Raw genomic sequence first — 21,904 nt, 5'->3', positions numbered from 1 at the left:
GGCATCGGCGGGGTGCCGGGCCCCGTACCGCGGCCCCGCCGGTCCGTGCGCCCCGGCCGTGGTCAGCCGCCGGCCGGGTCCCGGCGGGCGACGGTGAAGTGCCGCTCCCCGCTCGGTTGTTCCAGCTCGTCCAGGACGGCGACCGCGAGGTCCTCGGCCGAGATCCGGGAGGTGCCGTCGGCCTCGGTGAGCAGGGTGGTGGTACCGCGCCGGTACGCGCCGGTGCGCTCACCCGGCTCCAGGACGGCGGGCGGGCTGAGGTAGACCCAATCGGCGGCCGGATGGGCCCGGCAGGTCTCCAGCTGGGCGGCGCTGGCCGCGGCGATGTCCCGGTACTGCCGGGGTACGTACACGGGGCTGTCCAGGACGGTGCGGCCGGGGTCGCCGGGTATCTCCAGCGGGGCGGCGCCGCCGACCACGAGGACGCGGGTCCGGGCGGCGGCGGCCGCGTCGAGCAGCGCGGTGGTGGTCGCGGGGAAGGTGTGCTCGTCCCCGGGGGCCGGGCGGGTCGCGGCCACGACCGCGTCGGCGCCGCGGAAGACCTCGGCCAGCCGGCCGGGCTCGTCGGCGTCCCCCTCGACGGCGGTCACGCCGGGCGGCAGCTCGGCCGGTCGCGTGCGGCGGAACACCGCGAGCAGGTCATGGCCCCGGCGCGCGGCCTCGCCGACGACTCGTGAGCCGACCATGCCCGCGGCTCCTACGACGACGATCTTCATCAGGACGTTCCTTTCGTTGAGGACGTTGAGGACGTTGAGGACGGTGAGGACGTTGTTGAGGGTGTGGAGGGCGCTGAGGACGGTGGGGGTGAGGCGGAACGGGAGGAACGGGTCGGCGGGGGAAGCTGTCCCGCGCCGATCGCGGCGAGCGAGAGTCCGAAGCCCAGGAGCTGGACGGGCCCGAGCGTCTGGCCCAGCACGGCCGCCCCGAGCCCGGCGGCGACCAGCGGGGAGAGCAGCACCAGGACCGCCACGGAGTTGACCGGCAGGGAGCCGATGCCGCGGAACCACAGCACGTAGGCGATCAGCCCTCCGGCCGAGCCCAGCCAGAGGTACCCCAGCGCGGCGGACGGCCCGATCGACGGCGGGGCCCCCTCCGCCAGGGCGGTGACGGGCAGCAGGAACAGGCCGCCCGCGGTGAGCTGCCAGCCGGCGAACGCGGTGGGGCCGACCCCCGCGGGCCGCCCCCACCGCTTGGTGAGGGTCAGGCCCAGGGCCATCGACGCGGCGCCGCCCAGGCCCGCCACGACCCCGACCGGGTCGAGCGCCGCCTCCGGGCCGATCACCACCAGGCCGACGCCGGCCATCCCGGCCACCCCCCAGGCCAGGTGCCAGGCCGAGGGGCGCTGGTGGAGGACCGGGGCGGCCAGCAGGGCGACGGCGAGCGGCTGGGCCGCCGCCAGCGTCCCGGCCACCCCGCCCGGCAGGCGTTCGGCCGCGATGAACAGCAGGGGGAAGAGCAGCCCGATGTTGAGCACACCGAGCGCCGCGGCCTTCCCCCACCAGGCCCCGCGCGGCAGCGTCCGGGAGATCGCCAGCGCGACCAGCCCGGCCGGCAGCGCCCGCAGCAGCCCCGCGAACAACGGGTGCCCGGACGGGAGGAATTCGGTGGTGACGAGGTAGGTGGTGCCCCACGCCAAGGGGGCGAATGCCGTCGCGGCGGTGCGGGCCGCAGTTCCCCGGAGCGCGCCGCCGCCGGTTCCGCCGGAGACCTCCGGCGCTGGTGGACGTGTCATGCACGCAGTCTCGGGTCCGGACGATCAATGAGTCCAACACATGTTTGTCAGCTCATCGATCACGTATCACGATGGATCCATGGAGCTCCAGCAGATGCGCTACGTGATCGCCGTCGCCGAGACGAACAGCTTCACCCGGGCCGCCGAGCGGTGTCTGGTCGTCCAGTCCGCGCTCAGCCACCAGATCGCCCGGCTGGAGAAGGAGCTGGGCGCCCGGCTCTTCGAGCGCACCAGCCGGCGGGTGCGGCTGACGCCGGCCGGCGCGGCGTTCCTGCCGGCCGCCCGGCAGTGCCTGGACGCCGCCGAGCGCGCCGCCGCGGAGGTCGCCGCGGCCGTGGGGGAGGTGCGCGGGCGGCTCGCCGTGGGCCTGATCCCCACGGTGGCGGCGGTCGATGTCGCGGGGGCGCTGCGGGACTTCCGCGGCAGGTACCCGCGGGTGCGGATCAGCCTGCGGGTGGGCGCCAGCGAGGACCTGATGGAGCAGGTGGGGGAGGGGGCCCTCGACGTGGCGTTCCTCGGGCTGCCGACCACCGCCCGGCCCGGCGGGGTGGCGGCGCACGAACTCGCCCGCGGCCGGCTCGTCGCCGTGGTCGCGCCGGACCATCCGCTCGCCGGCGAACCGGTGGTGGACCTGCGCCGCCTCTCCCGCGAGGTGTTCGTGGACCTGCCCGCCGGGACGGCCGGGCGCGAACAGTCCGACCAGGCGTTCGCCGCCGCCGGCCTCAGCCGCGACGTCGCCTTCGAGGTGACCAACGCGGACTTCATCGCCCGGCTCGTCGGACAGGGCCTGGGCGTGGCCATGCTGCCCTCGGCCTATGTGCCGCAGCTCGCCGGCGTCGTCACCGTCGAGGTCTCCGACGCGCCGGCCCGCGTCGAGTACGCGGTCTGGAGCCGCTTCGGCCGCACCCCGGCGGCGACCGCCTTCCTCACCCAGCTCGGCATCCCCGTCCCGGACGGGCACGCCCCCTGACCGGGGCTCCCCCCGGATCCTGGGTCCCGGGCCGGGGCACCTCCCGGCGGGGTGCGGGGTACGACGCCGGCCGTGCGGCACCGGGGCGGCACGGGCGGGGTGCTGAACGGGCCCGGTGCGCAACCCTCCGTGACCGGCGGGCCCGGCCCGCGTACCGACCGCGACCGGCCGGACCGCCGGTACGGCGGACGATGGCATGATCGGACGTCGAACAAGCGCCCTCACCGCAGTCCTCCACCGGGAGAAGCGGAGAGTCCGCTCTCCGGCGGGGGGAGTGACCTGCCCAGCCACCGTCTAACAATCGGCCAGAGAATTGATACCTATAGCATCGCGGGTGTTTTCGCGAATAAACCGAAGAATAAAAGGCGTCGCCTGGCGTGAGCCGCGGGTCATCCTCTGGATCGCGGTGGGTGTGGTGACGCTGGGGTTCATGATCGCGCTGGAGGTCGTCGCCCGCCGCCACGCCGGGGTGCCGGGGCCGGTCACCACCCAGGTGCGGGAGATCGTCTTCCCGCCTAAGCCCGGGCCGCTGTACGGCGGACTGGCGCTGATGATGGTGGTCCTCACCTGGCGGCAGCGGTTCATCGCCGCGGGGGCCGCGATCGGCATCGACATCGTCTTCGTGCTGGGCCGGTGGGCCGCCGGCACCGGGATGGACGCCGACCACCTCTTCGGCAACGGTGCGCTGTGGGTGATGCTCGGCTGCGGGGTCATCGCGGTCACCCGCCGCACCGGACGGGAGCGGATGCTGCTGCTGAAGGGCGTCGGGCTGGGCCTGCTGCTGGTGGCCGGCCGCAAGACCGGTGACACCTGGCTGGCGATCACCGCCAAGACCCGCCCGGACGTGCTCGACCCCTACCTGGCCACCGCCGACCACGCCCTGGGCAACCCGTCCTGGGTGGCCGGCCGGCTGCTCCGGGCCACCGAACCGATCGGCACCCACCTCCTCGACTGGGTCTACGCCGAGCTGGCGGTCGCCGCGGTCGTCGTCGCGCTGTACCAGCTGCGGAAGGTGGGCACCGAGCGCCGCTTCCCGCGCCACCACCTGGTGCGCACCTTCCTGCTGATCGGCCTCCTGGGGCCGGCCTTCTACATGATCTTCCCGGTGGTCGGGCCGATCTTCGCCTACGGCCCGGGCACCTCCGGCACCGGCGGCGTGGAGTGGGCCGTGGTCAACGTGTGGCCGGACACGCTGCCGGTGATCGGCACCCCCGGCCCGGTGCCCTACGACGAACTCACCCCCCGCAACTGCATGCCCAGCCTGCACACCGCGTGGGCGGTGGCGATCTTCATCCACACCCGGACCGGCCCCCGCCTGCTGCGGTACGCGGGAACCTTCTGGCTGGTCGCCACGCTCGGCGCGACGCTGGGCTTCGGCTACCACTACGGCGTGGACCTGATCGCCGGCGTGGTCTTCGCGCTCACCGTCGAGGCGGCCCTGCGCGCGTACGACCGCGGCTGGGACCGGTCGGGCATCCAGCTGGTCGCGCACGGCACGGTGGTCTTCGCCGCGCTGCTGGTCTCGTACCGCTTCCTGCCGGTGGAGATGGCCGACCACCCGTGGCTGGCCGGACCGCTGATGCTGCTGGCGATGGCCTCGGTGATCCACGCCTACCTCCGCACCACCCGGGCCTGGCAGCCGGAGGCGGCCCCGGTGCCGCGGCCGGAACCGCAACCCGAACCGGCGTGACCCCACGGTCCCTGGCCCCGCGCACGACGGACGCGGCGCCCGGGACCGCCGGCGTCCCGCCGGGCGCCCGGGACCGTGGGCCGTCCCGGCCGGGCGCCCGGCCCGCCGGGCACTCCGTCCGGGCGCCCCGGGGCCGCCGGGTGGCCCGGGCCGTCAGGCGCTGCGGAGTCCGGCGACGGTCTCGGGGATGGTCACGGACCCGGTCTCGGGGCGGCGGTTGGCACGCACCACGTCGAGGTACTCCGAGATCGCGTCCCGGTTCCGCTCCAGACAGCGGATCCGCTCGGTCATCCGGTCGCGTTCGTGCTCCAGCGTGGCGAGCATCTCCGGGGTGGCGTCCTGGAAGTGGATCACCCGGGGCTTGTTGAGGCAGGGCAGGATCTGTTTGATGATGCGGGTGGGCAGCCCGGCGTCGAGCAGGCCCCGGATCTGGAGCACCCGGTCCACGTTGTACTCCTCGTACTCGCGGTAGCCGTTGGGGGCACGCTCGGCGACGATGAGCCCCTGTTCCTCGTAGTACCGCAGCAGCCTGCGGGGAGTGCCGGTGCGCTCCGACAGCTCACCGATGCGCATGTGCGCCACCTCACATCCAGAGGGTTTGACCTTCACATCAGTGTGAGGGTTTGAGCATACGCGACATGACGACTCACACCACCATCTCGCAGCACCCGTCCGCCGGTTCAGAGCCGGGAGCCGCGGCGGGCGCGAACGACCGTACGTCCGACGGTGAGGCCCGGCTGCCCATGGCGGCGCTGTCGGCGCTCGCCACCGCCGTCTTCGTCACCAGCCTCACCGAGACGCTGCCCGCGGGTCTGCTGCCCGGGATGAGCGGCGACCTGGGCGTCGGGGAGTCCGCGGCGGGCCAGACGGTGACCGTCTACGCCCTGGGCACCGCCCTCACCGCGATCCCGCTGACCGCGGCCACCGCCGGCTGGCGGCGGAAGCGGCTGCTGCTGACCGCGATGGCCGGATTCGCCGTCGCCAACACGGTCACCGCCGTCTCCGGCGCCTACGCGCTGACCATGGTGGCCCGGTTCCTCGCCGGCGTCGCGGCCGGCGTGGCCTGGGCGCTGCTGGCCGGTTACGCCCGCAGCCTGGTGCCGGACCGGCTGGCGGGCCGGGCGATCGCGGTCGCCATGGCCGGCATCCCGGTCGCCCTCTCCCTGGGCGTGCCGGCAGGCACCTTCCTCGGGGAGACCGTGGGCTGGCGGGCGGCGTTCTGGAGCACCACCGCCCTCACCGTCGCCCTGCTCGGCTGGATCGCCGCGGCGGTCCCGGACCGCCCCGGGGAGCGCCCGGAGGGCCGGGCCCCGATGCTGGGGGCCCTGCGGGTCCCGGGCGTGGTGCCGGTCCTCCTCGTCACCCTGGTCTTCGTCCTGGCCCACACCGTGCTGTACGCCTACATCGCCACCTTCCTGGAGCGGATGGGCATGGGCGGCTCCGCCGACCTGGTGCTGCTCGCCTTCGGCGCGGCGTCGCTGGTGAGCATCTGGGTGGTGGGCGCCGGCATCCACCGAGGGCTGCGGGCGCTGACCCTCGCCGGCACGGTGCTGGTCGCGGTCGCGGCCGGGCTGCTGGCGGTGGACGCCGGCACCCCCGCCCTGGTGTACGCCGCGGTGGTGCTGTGGGGCCTGGGCTGGGGCGGCATCCCCACCCTGCTCCAGACGGCCGCGGGCGACGCCGGCGGAGAGGAGGCCGCCGACGGTGCCCAGGCCATGCTGGTCACCCTGTGGAACGTGGCCATGGCCGCGGGCGGCGTGGTCGGCGGCGTCCTGCTCGACGGGTTCGGCCCCCGCTCGCTGCCCTGGTCCGTGGTGGCGCTGCTGATCCCGGTGCTGGCTGTGGTGGCCGGCGCCCGCGCCCACGGCTTCCCGGCCCGGCGGCCGGGCACCGGCGGGTGACGGACGGCCCGCCACCGGGCGTACCGGTCACGCCGGACGCGCGCCACGGCCCGGGGCGGCCCGTGGGCGCTCAGGAGCCGCCGGCCACCCGCTCCAGGCGTACCGCGCACACCTTGAACTCCGGCATCCGGGAGGTCGGGTCGAGGGCCGGGTTGGTGACGTTGTTCGCCCGGCCCTCGCCCGCCCAGTGGAAGGGCATGAACACCGTGTCCGGCCGGATGTCCCGGCTGATCCGGGCCGGCCCCACCGCCCGGCCGCGGCGGGAGACCACCGCCACCAGGTCCCCCTCGGCCGCGCCGAGCCGCTCCGCGAGCAGCGGGTGGAGCTGGACGAACGGGCCCGGCGCGGCGGCGTTCAGCTCCGCCACCCTGCGGGTCTGCGCCCCCGACTGGTACTGCGCGAGCACCCGGCCGGTGGTGAGCAGCACGGGGAAGTCGGCGTCCGGCTCCTCGGCCGCCGGGCGGTGGCCGACCGGGACGAAACGGGCCCGGCCGTCCTCGGTGGCGAAGCGGTCGAGGAACAGCCGCGGGGTGCCCGGGTGCGGCCGCCTCCCGCCGGGGGCGCCGACCGCGCCGCCGGGTGCCTGCGGCGGCCGGCGGTCCGCCCCGCCGCCCGGCAGCCCGTCCCCCGGCCCGTCCGGCGCGTCCGGCGCGTCCCCGGCTCCCCCGGCTCGTCCGGCGGGCCGGCCGTCGCCGGGCAGGGCCAGAAGACCCCGTCCTCCGCCGCGATCCGCCGGTAGGTGATCCCCGAGTAGTCCGCCGGTCCGCCCGCCGACGCCCGGCGCAGCTCCTCGAAGACCTCCTCCGGATCGGTGGGGAAGCCCTCCGCCCGGCCCAGCAGCGCCGCCAGGCCGTGCAGGACCTCCAGGTCGGAGCGGACCCCGGGCGGCGGCGCCAGGGCCGCGCGGCGCAGCACCACCCGGCCCTCCAGGTTGGTCATGGTGCCGGTCTCCTCCGCCCACTGGGTCACCGGCAGCACCACGTCCGCCAGGGCCGCCGTCTCGGAGAGCACCACGTCCGCCACCGCCAGGTGGTCCAGCGACCGCAGCCGCCCCTCCACATGGGCGGCGCGGGGCGCGGAGACCACCGGGTTGGAGCCCATCACCAGCAGCGACCGGATGCCCCCGGCCGCCGGGTCACCGCCGAGCGCGTCCAGCAGTTCGTACGCGCTGCGCCCCGGCCCGGGCAGCGCCGCCGGGTCCACCCCCCACACCCGGGCGACGTGGGCCCGGGCCGCCGGATCGGTCAGCTTGCGGTATCCGGGCAGCTGGTCGGCCTTCTGGCCGTGCTCCCGGCCGCCCTGCCCGTTGCCCTGGCCGGTCAGGCAGCCGTAACCGGAGTACGGCCGGCCGGCGCGCCCGGTGGCCAGGCACAGGTTGATCCACGCGCCCACCGTGTCGGTCCCCTTGGACTGCTGCTCCGGCCCCCGCGCGGTGAGCACCATGGCGCTCCCGGCGCCGCAGAACAGCTCCACCGCCCGCCGCAGGTCCGGCACCGGGACCCCGGTGATCCGCTCCACCAGTTCCGGCCAGTGCGCCATCGCCGCCGCCCGCGCGGCGGCCCAGCCGCGGGTCCTCGCCGCCACGAACGCCTCGTCCACCCGCCCCTCGGCCACCACCAGGTGGAGCATGCCCAGCGCCAGGGCCAGATCGGTGCCCGGCCGGGGCGCCAGATGGAGGTCGGCCTGCTCCGCGGTGCGGGTGCGGCGCGGATCCACCACGACCAGCGTGCCGCCGTTCTCCCGCAGCTCGGTGAGGTGGCGCAGCGCCGGCGGCATGGTCTCGGCGAGGTTGGAGCCCACCAGGACCAGGCACCCGGTCCGGGAGACGTCCGCCAGCGGGAACGGCAGCCCGCGGTCCAGGCCGAACGCCCGGGTCTGCGCGGCCGCCGCCGAGGACATGCAGAAACGGCCGTTGTAGTCGATCTGCGAGGTGCGCAGCACCACCCGGGCGAACTTGCCGAGCGCGTACGCCTTCTCGTTGGTCAGCCCGCCGCCGCCGAACACCGCCACCGCGTCCGGCCCGTACCGGGCGCGGGTCCGCAGCAGCCCCCGGGCCACCGCCGCCAGCGCCTCCTCCCAGGTGGCCGGCGTCAGCCGGCCGGCGCGGCGGACCAGCGGCCGGGTCAGCCGCGCCCCGGCCGCGAGCACCGCCGGGGCGGTGCGCCCCTTGCCGCACAGCGCGCCCCGGTTGACCGGGAACGAGGGCCGCTCCACCACCTCCAGCGGCACCGCCCCCGGCCCGCTGCCGGCCGTCCCGGAGGGGCGCAGCGACATCCCGCACTGGAGGGAGCAGTACGGGCAGTGGGTGTCGGTGACCTCGCTCATGCCCGGCAGCGTGCGCCGCCCGTGTTACGCCCGCCGCCCGGCCGTGTTACGTGCCCGGTACATGCGCCTCAGCGCGGCCCCGGAGCCGCTGTGAAGCGCGCGAAACGTGCCGGCAGCCCGGCCGCAACCGCCGGGCAACGCGGCGCTGCCAGGCTCGCCCGCCATGACGGCCCCGCCCCACCCCCGCCCCCCGCCGCCCCGTACGCCGCCCGGCCGCGCCCCCGGCGGACCCGGCCGGCGCGCGGCCCGGCGCCGCTCCCGGCCGCCCCGCCCCCGCCCGGCCGCCGCCGGCCCGCCCCGGTCCTGGTCGCCGTCGCCCACGGCAGCCACGACCCGCGGGCGCTGCGCACGGTGACCGCGCTGCTGGCGCGGGTCCGGGCGCTCCGCCCCGGCCTGCCGGTACGCCTCGGCCACCTCGGGATCGACCGGCCGCCGCTCGCGGACACCCTCGCCACCCTGCGCGGCGAGGCGGTCCTGGTGCCGCTGCTGTTCTCCCGCGGGCACCACGTCAAGCGGGACCTGCCGGCCCTCGCGGCGGCGGCCCTCGCCGCGGGGGCGGACCGCGGCCTGGTGCTGCGGACCGCCCGCCCCCTCGGGCCGCACCCGCTGCTCGCCGAGGCGCTGCACGCCCGGCTGGCCGAGGCCGGCTGGCCGGACCCGGCACCGCCGGGGGCCGGGGTGGTGCTGGCGGCGGCCGGGTCCCGGGACCCCGAGTCCGGCCGGGACACCGCCGCCACCGCCGCGCTGCTGTCCCGGCGGCTCGGCGGGGTCCCGGTGCTCCCCGGTTACGCGAGCGCCGGCGGGCCGGACGCCCCCACGGTCGCCGGTGCGGTCCGGGCGCTCACCGCCCTCGGCCGCACCCGGATCGCGGTGGCCTCCTGCTTCGTCGCCCCCGGGTGGTTCCCGGCCCGGTGCGCCGCCGCCGCGCCGGGCACCGCCGCCGCACCGCTGGGTGATCACCCGGCGCTCGCCCGGCTCGTCCTGCACCGCTACACGGAGGCGCTCACCGGCATACCTGCCGGAGAGCCGGTTACCGTCGGTGCATGAACGGGATTTCACCGACGGCACCCGATCCCGCAGGACACGACGGACACGGCGAGGGATCCGGCGGCCGGGGCGGACCCGACGGCCGGAACGGCACCGGTGACCCGGGCCGCACCCGCCCCGAGGCCGGCGGCCCGGGCCGTACCGGAACGGACCGGGCCGGCGCCGCTCCCGGCGGCCCGGCCCCCGAGGCAGGCCCCGGTCCCGGACCCGCCGGCCCCGACGCCCCGGACCGACCGGACGAGCCGGGCGGCCCGGGTGGCGCCGCGGACCCGGAGGTTCCGGGCCCGGTCGTCCCGCCGGGACCGGCGCGGTCCACGGGCCCCCGGCCGGACGAGCCGGCGCCGACGTTCGACCTCACCGGCACGCTGGCCACCAGCGACACCGGGACCGCCCCCGGCGCCACCGCCCCTGCCGGGGAGGGCGAGGGCGGCACCGGGCCGGACGCCACCCGCACCGACGCGGCCGCGGGGCCCGGCGCCACCGGGGCGACCGGGGCGGCCGAGACACCCGGCGCAACCGTCACTGGCAGCACCACCACCGGCGCCCGCGCAGGCACCGCCCGCACCGGCAGCACCCGCACCGGTACGGGTACCGGGCCGGCCGGCACCCGTACCGGTGGGGGAGCGGAGGGCACCGCGGCGGTACCGGGCGGTGGGAGCGACGGAGCCCCCGGGGCCGTCGGGACCGGTTCCCCCGCAGCGGCCGGCGGGACGGGCGGGGCGGGGACCCCGGCACCGTCCGGCGGGAACGGCGGGAACGGCGGAACCGGCGCGGCCGTTGCGGCCGTTGCGGCCGACGCCGCCGGGACTCCCGCACCGGCCGTGGCGGCCACCGAGATGTTCGTCTCCGAGGAGCCGTGGGGGCCCGGCCCGCAGGGCTACCACGCCTCCGATGTCGAGCGCTGGGCGCCGGAACCGGACAAGCGGCCGGGCCGCACCGCCTTCCAGCGCGACCGCGGCCGGGTGCTGCACTCCGCCGCGCTGCGCAGGCTGGCCGGGAAGACGCAGGTGGTCACGCCGGGCACCAGCCCGCACTCCTGGGACGCCACCCCCCGGACCCGGCTGACCCACTCCCTGGAGTGCGCCCAGATCGGGCGGGAGCTGGGTGCCGCGCTGGGCGGTGACCCGGATCTGGTGGAGGTGGCCTGCCTCGCCCACGACCTGGGGCACCCGCCGTTCGGGCACAACGGCGAGCGGGCCCTGCACGAGGTCGCGGCCGGCTGCGGCGGCTTCGAGGGGAACGCTCAGTCGCTGCGGCTGCTCACCCGGCTGGAGCCCAAGCGGTTCATCGCCGACCAGGAAACGGGCGAACCGGTGAGCGTGGGCCTGAACCTGACCCGGGCCGCCCTGGACGCCGCCACCAAGTACCCCTGGCCCCGGGGCGGGCACCCCACCGACCCGGCGTCGGGGAAGTTCGGCGTCTACGAGGACGACATGCCGGTCTTCCGGTGGGTCCGGCAGGGGGCGCCGGCCGGACGCACCTGCTTCGAGGCGCAGATCATGGACTGGGCCGACGACGTGGCGTACTCGGTGCACGACGTGGAGGACGGCCTGCACGCCGGCCACCTGGACCCGGCCTGTCTGCTCGCCGAACCCGAGCGGCGCGAGGTGTTCGCGGTCGCCGCCCACCGGTACGCGCCCGGGGCGGACCCGGAGGAACTGGCCGAGGCGCTGGACCGGCTGCTGGACCAGGAGTGGTGGCCGCACGGCTACGACGGCACCGCGGTGGCCCAGGCCCGCCTCAAGGACGCCACCAGCCAGCTGATCGGCCGCTTCTGCCTCGCCGCCGAGGCCGCCACCCGCGCCGTCTGGGGCACCGGGCGGCTCACCCGCTACCGCGCCGACCTGGTGGTGCCGCGGGCCACCCGGCTGGAGTGCGCGGTCCTGAAAGCCGTCGCCGACCGGTACGTGATGCAGCGCGAGGACCAGGAGCTGATCCGGGCGGAACAGCGGGTGATCATCGCGGAGCTGGGCGAGCGGCTGGTGGCCCGCGCCCCCGACGGGCTGGACCCGCAGTTCCGCACCCTGTACGCCCGGGCCGGCGGCGACGCCGAGCGGCTGCGGGTGATCGTGGACCAGATCGCCTCGCTCACCGACGCCTCGGCCCGCTCCCTGCACGCCCGCCTCACCCGGCCCCCGAGCGGCTGACCCGCCCCCGGGCGGTGGGTTCCGGCCCGCCCCCGAGGCCGTCGCGTCGGGCCCGTACGGGTCCGTGGGCCCCGGGCCGTACGGGTCCGTGGCCCCGGGGCCCTGCCCGGGCCGTCGCGTCCTGCCCGTACCGGTCCGTGTGCCCCGGCCGTACCGGTCCTCTCCTCCTCCGGCCGGTCGTGCCCCGGGGCGGGCAGCGGCAGCGGCGGGCCGGCCGCACCGGCACCGGCTCCCCGCCGGTCGGGCCACCGCGCGGGGCCGGGCCACATCGCCGAACCCGCCACGAGGTCAACCCACGAGCCTCCACCGAACCCGCCACGCCCCCCGCCGAACCCGCCAAGCCCGCCGAACCCGCCACGCCCCGGTGAACCCGCCACCACGCCCCCCGCCGAACCCACCACCATGCCCCCCGCCGAACCCGTCCCCGACCCTGCACCACCCCTCACAGCAGGCTCGGTCGCACCCGTGGCCCCTGGCCCATCCGGGGTACGGCCTCTTCCTTCCGGCCCGTCCGGTGCGGGACGCTCACGAGGGAACACATGACCAGCCGGTAGGCCGTACGCAGGACTGCGCGCGGCGGCGAGGAGGCAACACGTGGTGGACGCACACCGGACATTCGTCATCGTCGGAGGAGGCCTGGCCGGAGCCAAGGCGGCCGAAACCCTCCGGGCGGAGCGCTTCACCGGCCGGGTGATACTCATCTGTGACGAACGCGACCACCCCTACGAGCGTCCCGCCCTGTCGAAAGGGTTCCTGACCGGCGACGGCGACCGCGGCAGCCTCTTCGTCCACGAGCCCGCCTGGTACGCCCGGGCGCACATCGAGCTCCACCTCGGCCAGCCCGCGGTCCGGCTGGACCGCGCCGCCAAGGCGGTCATCCTCGGCGACGGCACCCGCATCCACTACGACCGGCTGCTCCTCGCCACCGGCGCCGAACCCCGGCGGCTGGACATCCCCGGCACCGACCTGGCCGGCGTCCACCACCTGCGCCGGCTGGCCCACGCCGAGCGGCTGCGCGGGGTGCTCGCCACACTGGGCCGGGAGAACGGCCAGCTGGTGATCGCCGGGGCCGGGTGGATCGGCCTGGAGGTGGCCGCCGCGGCCCGCGGCTACGGCGCCGAGGTCACCGTCGTCGAGCCGGAGCCCACCCCGCTGCACGGCGTCCTCGGCCCCGAGATCGGCGCCCTGTTCACCGAGATCCACCGGGACCACGGCGTCCGCTTCCACTTCGGCGCCCGGCTCACCGAGATCGTCGGGCAGGACGGCCTGGTGCTCGCCGCCCGTACCTCCGACGGCGAGGAGCACCCGGCGCACGACGTGCTCGCCGCCATCGGCGCCGCGCCGCGCACCGCGCTCGCCGAGGCCGCCGGGCTGGAGACCGCCGACCCCCGGCACGGCGGCGGCGTCGTGGTGGACGCCGCCCTGCGCACCTCGGACCCGGACATCTTCGCCGCCGGTGACGTGGCCGCCGCCGACCACCCGATGCTCGACACCCGGCTGCGCGTCGAGCACTGGGCGAACGCCCTCAACGGCGGTCCGGCGGCGGCCCGCGCCATGCTCGGCCAGGACGTCAGCTACGACCGGGTGCCCTACTTCTTCTCCGACCAGTACGACGTGGGCATGGAGTACTCCGGCTACGCCCCGCCCGGCAGCTACGACGAGGTGATCTGCCGCGGTGACGTGGGCAAGCGCGAGTTCATCGCGTTCTGGACCCGCGACGGACGGGTGCTGGCCGGCATGAACGTCAATGTGTGGGAGGTCACCGGGTCCATCCAGCGGCTCATCCGCTCCGGCGCCCGCCCGGACCCGGCCGTAGAATTCACCCGTGGCAGGCAGGATCAACGATGACGACGTGCGGGCGGTCCGGGACGCGGTCCCGATCGACGCCGTCGTGTCCGAGTACCTCCAGCTCCGCAACGCCGGCGGCGGCAACCTGAAGGGCCTGTGCCCGTTCCACGACGAGAAGTCCCCCTCCTTCCACGTGAGCCCGAGCAAGGGACTCTTCTACTGCTTCGGCTGCCAGGAGGGCGGCGACACCGTCGATTTCGTGATGAAGGTCGACCACCTGTCGTTCGCCGAGACGATCGAACGGCTCGCCTCCCAGGCCGGCATCACCCTCCGCTACGAGCAGGGCAGCGCCACCCCCGGCCGCCAGCAGGGGGACCGCACCCGCTACGTCGAGGCGCACAAGGCCGCGGCCCGGTTCTACGCCGAGCAGCTGGACGGCCCGGAGGCCGAGATCGGCCGCCGCTTCCTCGCCGAGCGCGGGTTCGACCAGGCCGCCGCCCAGCACTTCGGCGTCGGGTACAGCCCGGCCGGCTGGGACCACCTCGTCCGGTACCTGCGCGGACGCGGCTTCACCGACAAGGAGCTGATCGTCTCCGGCCTGGCCCAGGAGAGCCGCCGCAACCCGATCGACCGGTTCCGGGGCCGTCTGATGTGGCCGATCCGGGACATCTCCGGGGAGGTCGTCGGCTTCGGCGCCCGCAAGCTGCGCGACGACGACAACGGCCCCAAGTACCTCAACACCCCCGAGACCCCGATCTACAAGAAGTCCCAGGTCCTGTACGGGATCGACCTGGCGAAGAAGGACATCGCCAAGTCCGGCCGGGCGGTCGTCGTCGAGGGCTACACGGACGTCATGGCCTGCCACCTCGCCGGGGTCACCACCGCCATCGCCACCTGCGGCACCGCCTTCGGCGGGGACCACGTCAAGATTCTCCGGCGGCTGCTGATGGACAACTCACGGGCCCGGGTGATCTTCACCTTCGACGGCGACGCGGCCGGGCAGCGCGCCGCGCTGCGCGCCTTCGAGGACGACCAGAAGTTCGCCGCGCAGACCTCCATCGCGGTCAGCCCCGGCGGCATGGACCCGTGCGACCTCCGGCTCGACCAGGGCGACGAGGCCGTGGCCAAGCTGATCGAGACCAGCACCCCGCTGTTCGAGTTCGCCCTGCGGTCGGTGGTCGGCGACCACGAGGTCGGCACCCCGGAGGGCCAGGCGGCGGCGCTGGAACAGGCCGCGCCGATCGTCGCGCAGATCAAGGACCCCGCCATCCGCCACGGGTACGCGGTGGCGCTCGCCGGCATGCTGGGCATCCTCGACACCCAGTTCGTGGTGCACCGGGTCGCCACGCTCGCCCGCCGGGCGCGTGAGCGCGGCGCCGCCCCCGGCCGGCGGGGCGCCGACGGCCGGCCCCGTACCGCCGCCCCCGGCCGTCCGTCCGCCCCGGCCACCGCACCGGCGCCGGCCGGCCCCCGCGGGCCCGCGCTCCACCTGCGCAGCCCCGCCCACCGGGTCGAGCGGGAGCTGCTCAAGCTCGCCCTCCAGCGCCCCGACCTGGTCTCCCCGGCCTTCGACGCGTACGGGGTGGACGAGTTCACCGCCCCGCCGTACGCCGCGGTGCGCCGCGCCATCGAGGACGCCGGCGGGGCCGCGGCGGCCGACCGGGACTACCTCGCCCGGGTCCGGGACGCCGCCCCCGACGACACGGTGCGCGCCATGGTCACCGAGCTGGCCGTGGAGCCGCTGCACACCCGCCGCGACCCCGACGAGGCGTACGCCGGTGTGCAGCTGGTGGGGGTCCGGCTGGCCGCGGTCAACCAGCGCATCGCCGAGGTCCACGGCACCCTGCACCGGCTCGGCCGGAACGCCGATCCGCAGCAACTGGCCGCCGTGCAGAACGAGTTGTGGGTGCTGGAGCAGTACGGGCAGTCGCTGCGCGAGCGGGGCGCGGCGGCGCTCTGAACGCCGCGGCCGGTCCACGGCCGGTCCCCCGCCCCCGCCCCCGCCCCGCCCCGCTCGCCCGTCCCGCCCGCCCGGCCCGTGCCTCCCGGCCCAGCCCCCGCCCGACCTCGCCCCGCCCGGCCCGTGCCGCCCGCCGGGACCCGTGCCGGCTCCGCGTCACTCCGGCCCGCGCCGCTCCGGCCCGGGTCACTCCGACGCCGCACCGCTGCCGACGCGCCGTCACCCCGAAGCCCATGTGCCGACACTCCGTCACCCCGACGCACCGTCACCGTCGGCCTGCGTCAACCCGTCGCCCCTCGACCCGTGGGTCCGTGCCGCAGCCCGGCGTGCCGGGGTCGTTCACCCGACGGCAACCTCGGGGCCCGCCGGGTGAGTTCACCCGGACGCCGAGGCCGTCGCCGGTGAGGGGCGCCGTTCGCCGCCGCGGGCGCCCCGGTAGGCTCGGCCCTGGCGAGCGGCCCGGTGAGGCCGCGGCGGGAGAACAACGGAGAGTGCGCCATGAGCAGTGAGAACCGGCCCGAGATGCCGCTGAAGCTCAACGACAAGCCGACCTCGGCCCGGGCTTACGGCTGGATGCTCGGCGGCAAGGACAACTACGCGATCGACCGCGAGTTCCTGATGCGGACGCTGCCGCACTTCCCGGAGTGCGTGGACATCGCCCGGCAGAACCGCCAGTTCCTCTTCCGCGCGGTGCGCTACCTGGCGCGGGAGGCGGGCATCCGCCAGTTCATCGACATGGGCTGCGGGCTGCCCACCGACGACAACGTGCACCAGGTCGCGCGGCGCTTCGCCCCCGACGCCAAGGTCGTCTACGTCGACATCGACCCGATCGTGCTCGCCCACGGCCGGGCCCTTCTCGCGGACGACTCCAGCACCACCGTCATCACCGGTGACATGCGCGAGCAGCAGCAGCTCCTGGACCGCCCGGACGTGCGCCGCCTGATCGACTTCGACCAGCCGGTGGCGGTGCTCTTCCTCTCCGTGGTGCACCACCTCGCCGATGCGGACGACCCCCGCCGGGTGCTGCGGACCATCATCGACCAGGCTGCGCCGGGCAGTTACCTCGGCCTGTCCCAGGTGGTGGCCGACGACCCGGCGCGCGGCGCGGAGATGACGCGGCACATCGCGGACTTCGGCATTCCCTGGCAGACCCGCACCCCCGCCGAGGTGGACGCGTTCCTCGACGGGCTGGAGCCGGTCGAGCCGGGCATGTGCAACCTGATCCACTGGCGCCCCGACAGCGACCAGCCGCCGCTGGCCCCGGTCACCCCGGAGCTCCAGCCGTACCTGGGCGCCACCGAGCGGAACACCGGCATCTACGAGTACGGCGGCGTGCTCCGCAAGTCCTGACCACCCGGCGGCCCGGTCGCGCGGCGCGGAACCCTCGGCGACGAGGGTGTCCGCCCGCCGGCCGGGCCGCCGTCGTTCCCGCACCGTTCCCCACCGCGGGGCCTCTCCCCCCGGCGTCGTGTGCCGTCCGCTCCGGAGCAGCGGCCTGGCCCACGGTGCGGCCGGGCGTCCGTGCCGCGCCCCGCACCCTCCTCCGGCCCTGCACCCTCCCGCGCCCCCCTCGCCGTCCCGCACCCCTTCGCCTCCGGCGCTCCCTCGGCTCTCCCACGCAGCTCCGGCCGCCGGGGGGCGCCCCGCACGCGTCCCGGGTTGCTCTCCCTCCGCCCCCAGGGCCGCACGAGGGCGCCGCCGGGGCGCGGCACGTACCCTCCGGCGCACCGCCGCCCTCCAAGTACCCGCGCGGGGACGCGGTTCGGCCAGATGACGACCCCGGTGCCCCGGAACGGCGGCGTGGCACCCGGCGACCTGTCCGTAACCGGTCCGTCACGCCGCGCATAGCAAAAAGTGCGCGCACGACCCTCGTGGCGAGGCTGTGTCGTACCCCACACTGGGGTGCGGTGTCCGAGTTCCCGTCAGCGCGGCGGTGTGTGGCCAGGCCGGGCCGGGATCCCCCGCGGATCCGCTCACCGTGTACGGGACGGACGGCGGCCCGGCCGCCCCAGCCGTTCCCGATCGTCCTGCCGCGTCAGCAGCGATCACCCTGGAGGTCGCCCCGTGCAGACCCAGAGCCTCGCCCACCTCGCCGAAGCCCTGCCCGCGGTGCCGCGGCAGCCGCGTGCGCCGCGCCGCCCCGAGGCCGCGGAGGCGCACACCCCTCCCGACGCCCCGGCCGCCGGACCGGACCCGCGGACCGGGGAACCGTCCGGCGGGAACGTGCCCGCGCGGGACGTGCCCGCCCCGGACCTGCCGGTCCCGGACCTGGCGGCCCAGGAGCTGCCCGTCCCGGACCTGCCGGTCCCGGAGGTGCCGGACGAACCTGGGCCGCCGGGGCCCGCGGTGCGGCTGGACGCGGGCGGCCCCTCCTCCGACCTGTTCCGCCAGTACCTGCGGGAGATAGGCCGAATACCCCTGCTCTCCGCGGCCGACGAGGTGGAGCTGGCCCGGCGCGTCGAGGCCGGGCTGTTCGCCGAGGAGAAGCTGAGCAACAACCCGGACCTGGAGGAGCAGCTGGCGCTGGACCTGGACCGGCTGGTGGTGCTCGGCCGGATGGCCAAGCGCCGTCTCATCGAGGCCAACCTCCGGCTGGTGGTCTCGGTCGCCAAGCGCTACATCGGCCGCGGGCTGACCATGCTCGACCTGGTCCAGGAGGGCAACCTCGGACTGATCCGCGCGGTGGAGAAGTTCGACTACGCCCGCGGCTACAAGTTCTCCACGTACGCCACCTGGTGGATCCGGCAGGCCATGTCGCGGGCGCTCGCCGACCAGGCCCGCACCATCCGCGTCCCGGTGCACGTGGTGGAGCTGATCAACCGGGTGGTGCGGGTGCAGCGCGGGCTGCTCCAGGAGCGCGGCTACGAGCCCACCGCCGAAGAGGTCGCCGCCCAGCTGGACCTGACGCCGCAACGGGTCCTGGAGGTGCTGCGGCTGGCCCAGGAACCGGTCTCCCTGCACGCCCCGGTCGGCGAGGAGGAGGACGTGGCGCTGGGCGACCTGATCGAGGACGCGGACGCCGCCTCGCCCGTGGAATCCGCCGCGTTCCTGCTGCTCAGACAGCACCTGGAGGCGGTGCTCTCCACCCTCGGCGAGCGGGAGCGGAAGGTGGTGCAGCTGCGCTACGGGCTGGTGGACGGCCGCCCGCGCACCCTGGAGGAGATCGGCCGGATCTTCGGGGTCACCCGCGAGCGCATCCGCCAGATCGAGTCCAAGACGCTGAACAAACTGCGCGACCACACCTTCGCCGACCAGCTCCGCGGCTATCTGGACTGAGCCTCCGGGCTGAGCCTCCGGGCCGGGCCCCTCACCGGGCGGTCCCGCCGGGTCCGGTCACCCGACACCCGGGGCCCGTGCCCGACCCTGCCCGGCGGCGCCACCCCCTGCTCCGCACCGCCACGGGCCCGCCGCCCGGACCGCCACACGCCCGCCGCCCGCAGGCGGCGCACCCCGCTCCGGGCAGAGTTCCGCGGGCCCGCCGCCCGGCCCGGCGTCCGGTGGTGCCGCGCCCGCCGCTAGGGTTCTCGGCCATGAACGCCCCGGACGAACTCCTCATCGACCTGATCAACCGCACCGAGATCGAGGGGTCCGGGCCGCGCGTCACGGTCGTCGCCCACGGCACGGTGATCACCGGCCGGATCACGCCGCAGCAGGAGTGGGCGGCGCGGATCGCCGAGCGGCTGCGGGACTCGGATCCGGAGGCGGAGCGCTTCGCGGAGGACTTCGAACGGGAGGCCGCGGAACCGCGCGCGTACCCGCCGGTCTTCCTCCACCTGCGGGACTGCCTGGTCCTGTCCGGGGCGCGAGCGCTGCCCGAACCGTTCGGCGAGGTGTTCCGGGTGTCGCTCCAGGCCGTCAGCGCCTGGGGCGTGCGGTAGCCCTGCGCCGGGCGCGGCGACCGGTGGAGGACCCGTGCGGACCCGCCCCACCCGGCCCGGCGGCGGGCGCACCGGGCCCGCCGTTGCCGCTCCCCGCGACGCCCCGGCGCCCGGCCCCCCGCTCCCGGCGACCCGGCCCCCGACCGCCCCGGGTCCCGGCCCCCCGCGTACGCCCGGTACGGCGGCGGGAACGGGCGCGCCGGGCCTCGCCCGCGGTGCCGCCCGCGGTGACCCGGGCCAACAGATCGTCAGGCGCCCTGGCCTGCGGGGCCCTTCGTCCCGCACTCTGATCACATGGGGGACGCCGCCATCCGGCGTCCCGGGCGAACGAAGGGCGTGGGGAGCACGTGCACCAGCGGGGCGAGCAGGGGCCGGAGGGCCGGCGGTGGGACAGGTGCGGGGAGTGCGGCCACCGTGACGCGACGGTGCGGGACCTCGGTCTGCGCGTCCGCTACGGGCTGTGCGACCCGTGCTTCACGGACCTGGTGGCCGCCCGTACGCTGAGCGGGCCGCTGCCGCTCTCCCGGATCCTCGACGATCTGCCCGGCGGAGAGCTGTCCGGTGCCGCCGCAGAGCCGGGTCGTGCCGCGGGGGAGCTGTCCGGGACCGCCGACGAGCTGGACGGTGAACCGGACGCCCCGCGGCCACCGAGGCCACCGCGGGCCCGCCGCTCCGCCGAACCGTAGCCGGCGCCGAGCGGACCGTACGGCCACCGTCGGCGCCCTGCCCGGGCGGCCGCGCGCCGGGCCTACGTACGGCCGCCCGGCCGAAGGACCCGCGGTGGGTGACCGCCGGCCCGGGCGCACGGCCCGGCCACCGCGGCCGTCCGGACGCGGGCCGGACGGGCACCGGGCACCGGCCGGGCGGGCCGACCGGGCACCGGCCGTGACCCACCGCGCACGTGACCCCTACCCCCGCGGCATCCGCCACGGTCGGTCCCGGGCCCAGCTGGGCCACGAGCGGGCCACCGAACCCGCCCCTGCCCCGGACCGTCGGCGCCCCCGTCACGGGGAGCGGCTCAGACGGCCGCCGGTCCGTGGTCGAAGGCCCCCGGATGGGTCTGGTCGCGCACCGCCGCGTACTGCTGCCGGACGGCCTGGCCGACCGGCAGCTCGTCGCCCGGCTCGAAGACCTGGCTGGCCGCCGCCGGCCAGACCGGGGGCGCCTGCGGGGACAGCGTGCCGCGCGAGACGCCCAGCGCCCACGCGGCCTGCCGGGCGGCGCCCAGCGCCGCGTACTCCGCCGGCTGCGGCACCACGACCCGCGCGCCCAGCAGCGCCGGGGCGATGGCCCGGACCGCCGGCAGGTCCGCCGAGGGTCCGAGGAGGAAGATCCGGCGCACCTCCACGCCGCGCCCGCGCAGCACGTCCAGGGCGTCGGCCAGGCCGCACAGCATGCCCTCGAAGGCCGCCCGCGCCAGGTGCTCGGGCTTCATGCTCTCCCGGCGCAGACCGCTCAACGTGCCCGCGGTGTGCGGCAGGTGGGGGGTGCGCTCGCCCTCCAGGTACGGCAGGAACACCAGCCCGGAGGCGCCCGGTGTGGACTTCAGGGCGAGCGCCGACAGCTCCTCCAGGTCGCAGCCGAGCATCTCGGCGGTGCCGCGCAGCACCCGCACCGCGTTGAGCGTGTGCACCACCGGCAGGTGCATCCCGGTCGCGTCCGCGTACCCGGTGATGGTGGCGCCGGGGTCGGCGAGCGCCTCGTGGTGCACCGCGAACACCGAGCCGGAGGCGCCCAGCGACACCACCGCGTCCCCGATGCCGACCCCCAGCCCGAAGGCCGCCGCCATCGTCTCGCCGGTGCCGGCGGAGATCAGCAGCCCCTCCGGGGTGTGCCCCGCGGGCTCGGCGGGGCCGATCACCTCCGGCAGGCGCACCGGATGGCCCAGGGCCAGCTCCACCAGGTCGGTGCGGTACTGGCCGGTCGCCGCCGACCAGTAGCCGGTGCCGGACGCCGCGCCCCGGTCGGTGGTGCGCCGGGCCGGCCGGCCGAGCAGCTGCCACACCAGCCAGTCGTGCGGCTGGAGCAGCTCCGCCACCCGCCGTGCCGACTCCGGCTCGCTCCGGGCCAGCCAGCGCAGCTTCGCCACCGCCAGCCCGGGCTGCGGGACCGCGCCGACGGCCTGCGCCCACGCGCCGCGCCCGCCCAGCGCGTCGATCAGGTCGGCCGCCGCGGCCTGCGCCCGGCGGTCGTTGCCGATCATGGCGGGGCGTACCGTCACACCACCCGCGTCCAGGGCGAGCAGGCCGTGCTGCTGCGCGGACACGCCGATGGCCTCCACGCCCTCCAGCAGGCCGCCCTCGGCGGCCTCGCCCAGCGACAGCAGCCACGCCTGCGGGTCCACATCGCTGCCAGTCATGGGGTGCGGGGCGTACCCGTGCCTGAGTACCGCGCCCGTGTCCGTGTCGCAGACGACGATGCGCGTGCTCTCGGACGAACTGTCCAATCCGGCGACTATGCCCATGG

General features: G+C 76.6%; 15 protein-coding genes and 1 pseudogene. 11 read left to right on the top strand and 5 right to left on the bottom strand.

Annotated features, from left to right (window positions below; genetic code table 11):
* Window positions 1–62: 62 nt before the first annotated feature.
* On the bottom strand, window positions 63–716 hold the full coding sequence (locus IHE55_RS07860; protein WP_197988360.1) for an NAD(P)-dependent oxidoreductase: 654 nt from the start codon (window positions 714–716) through the stop codon (window positions 63–65).
* Window positions 716–1,732, bottom strand: a complete 1,017-nt coding sequence (locus IHE55_RS07855; RefSeq protein ID WP_197988359.1) for an EamA family transporter — start codon at window positions 1,730–1,732, stop codon at window positions 716–718. The genes IHE55_RS07860 and IHE55_RS07855 overlap by 1 nt, the downstream gene beginning before the upstream one ends.
* Window positions 1,733–1,811: 79 nt before the next feature.
* Between IHE55_RS07855 and IHE55_RS07850 the strand changes: the two genes are divergently transcribed.
* Window positions 1,812–2,702, top strand: a complete 891-nt coding sequence (locus IHE55_RS07850) for a LysR family transcriptional regulator (protein WP_197988358.1) — start codon at window positions 1,812–1,814, stop codon at window positions 2,700–2,702.
* 430 nt (window positions 2,703–3,132) lie between these two features.
* Window positions 3,133–4,392, top strand: a complete 1,260-nt coding sequence (locus tag IHE55_RS07845) for a phosphatase PAP2 family protein (protein ID WP_197991859.1) — start codon at window positions 3,133–3,135, stop codon at window positions 4,390–4,392.
* A gap of 153 nt (window positions 4,393–4,545) precedes the next feature.
* Here the strand turns inward: IHE55_RS07845 and IHE55_RS07840 are convergent, their stop codons facing one another.
* A complete protein-coding gene (locus tag IHE55_RS07840; RefSeq protein WP_197988357.1) occupies window positions 4,546–4,965 on the bottom strand; it encodes a MerR family transcriptional regulator in 420 nt (139 codons plus the stop codon).
* Window positions 4,966–5,135: 170 nt separating this feature from the next.
* Between IHE55_RS07840 and IHE55_RS07835 the strand changes: the two genes are divergently transcribed.
* Window positions 5,136–6,293, top strand: a complete 1,158-nt coding sequence (locus IHE55_RS07835) for an MFS transporter (RefSeq protein WP_232266066.1) — start codon at window positions 5,136–5,138, stop codon at window positions 6,291–6,293.
* Between the two features lie 70 nt (window positions 6,294–6,363).
* Here IHE55_RS07835 and IHE55_RS07830 read toward each other — a convergent pair.
* Window positions 6,364–8,618: pseudogene (locus tag IHE55_RS07830) on the bottom strand (molybdopterin oxidoreductase family protein).
* Between the two features lie 90 nt (window positions 8,619–8,708).
* On the opposite strand from IHE55_RS07830, the gene IHE55_RS07825 reads away from it, so the two are divergent.
* The 8 genes from IHE55_RS07825 to IHE55_RS07790 all read left to right on the top strand — a co-directional run bounded on the left by IHE55_RS07825 (window position 8,709) and on the right by IHE55_RS07790 (window position 20,124).
* Window positions 8,709–9,665, top strand: coding sequence for a sirohydrochlorin chelatase (locus tag IHE55_RS07825; RefSeq protein WP_197988355.1), 957 nt, complete (start codon window positions 8,709–8,711; stop codon window positions 9,663–9,665).
* An 836-nt stretch (window positions 9,666–10,501) separates the two neighbouring features.
* On the top strand, window positions 10,502–11,812 hold the full coding sequence (locus IHE55_RS07820; protein WP_197991858.1) for a deoxyguanosinetriphosphate triphosphohydrolase: 1,311 nt from the start codon (window positions 10,502–10,504) through the stop codon (window positions 11,810–11,812).
* A 594-nt stretch (window positions 11,813–12,406) separates the two neighbouring features.
* Complete coding sequence (locus IHE55_RS07815; RefSeq protein WP_197988354.1) at window positions 12,407–13,660, top strand: NAD(P)/FAD-dependent oxidoreductase; 1,254 nt, start codon at window positions 12,407–12,409, stop codon at window positions 13,658–13,660.
* Window positions 13,638–15,560: a DNA primase gene (gene dnaG, locus IHE55_RS07810; protein WP_197988353.1), complete on the top strand. Its 1,923-nt coding sequence runs from the start codon at window positions 13,638–13,640 to the stop codon at window positions 15,558–15,560. The genes IHE55_RS07815 and dnaG overlap by 23 nt, the downstream gene beginning before the upstream one ends.
* 498 nt (window positions 15,561–16,058) lie before the next feature.
* Complete coding sequence (locus IHE55_RS07805) at window positions 16,059–16,910, top strand: SAM-dependent methyltransferase (RefSeq protein ID WP_197988352.1); 852 nt, start codon at window positions 16,059–16,061, stop codon at window positions 16,908–16,910.
* A gap of 714 nt (window positions 16,911–17,624) precedes the next feature.
* Window positions 17,625–18,836 carry an RNA polymerase sigma factor gene (locus IHE55_RS07800; RefSeq protein WP_307826557.1) on the top strand — a complete coding sequence of 404 codons (1,212 nt, stop codon included), beginning with the start codon at window positions 17,625–17,627 and terminating at the stop codon, window positions 18,834–18,836.
* 254 nt (window positions 18,837–19,090) lie between these two features.
* Window positions 19,091–19,438: a GvpU-like protein gene (locus IHE55_RS07795; protein ID WP_197988351.1), complete on the top strand. Its 348-nt coding sequence runs from the start codon at window positions 19,091–19,093 to the stop codon at window positions 19,436–19,438.
* A 425-nt stretch (window positions 19,439–19,863) separates the two neighbouring features.
* Entirely contained in the window at window positions 19,864–20,124 is a 261-nt protein-coding gene (locus tag IHE55_RS07790; RefSeq protein ID WP_197988350.1) for a hypothetical protein, read from the top strand.
* A gap of 332 nt (window positions 20,125–20,456) precedes the next feature.
* Here IHE55_RS07790 and IHE55_RS07785 read toward each other — a convergent pair whose 3' ends face one another.
* A complete protein-coding gene (locus IHE55_RS07785; RefSeq protein ID WP_197988349.1) occupies window positions 20,457–21,902 on the bottom strand; it encodes an FGGY family carbohydrate kinase in 1,446 nt (481 codons plus the stop codon).
* Between the last annotated feature and the right edge of the window lie 2 nt (window positions 21,903–21,904).

This window comes from Streptomyces pactum (assembly GCF_016031615.1).
Taxonomy (GTDB): domain Bacteria; phylum Actinomycetota; class Actinomycetes; order Streptomycetales; family Streptomycetaceae; genus Streptomyces; species Streptomyces pactus.
Note: the sequence above shows the minus strand (reverse complement) of the source record. Positions and strands in the feature narration are given on the sequence as shown.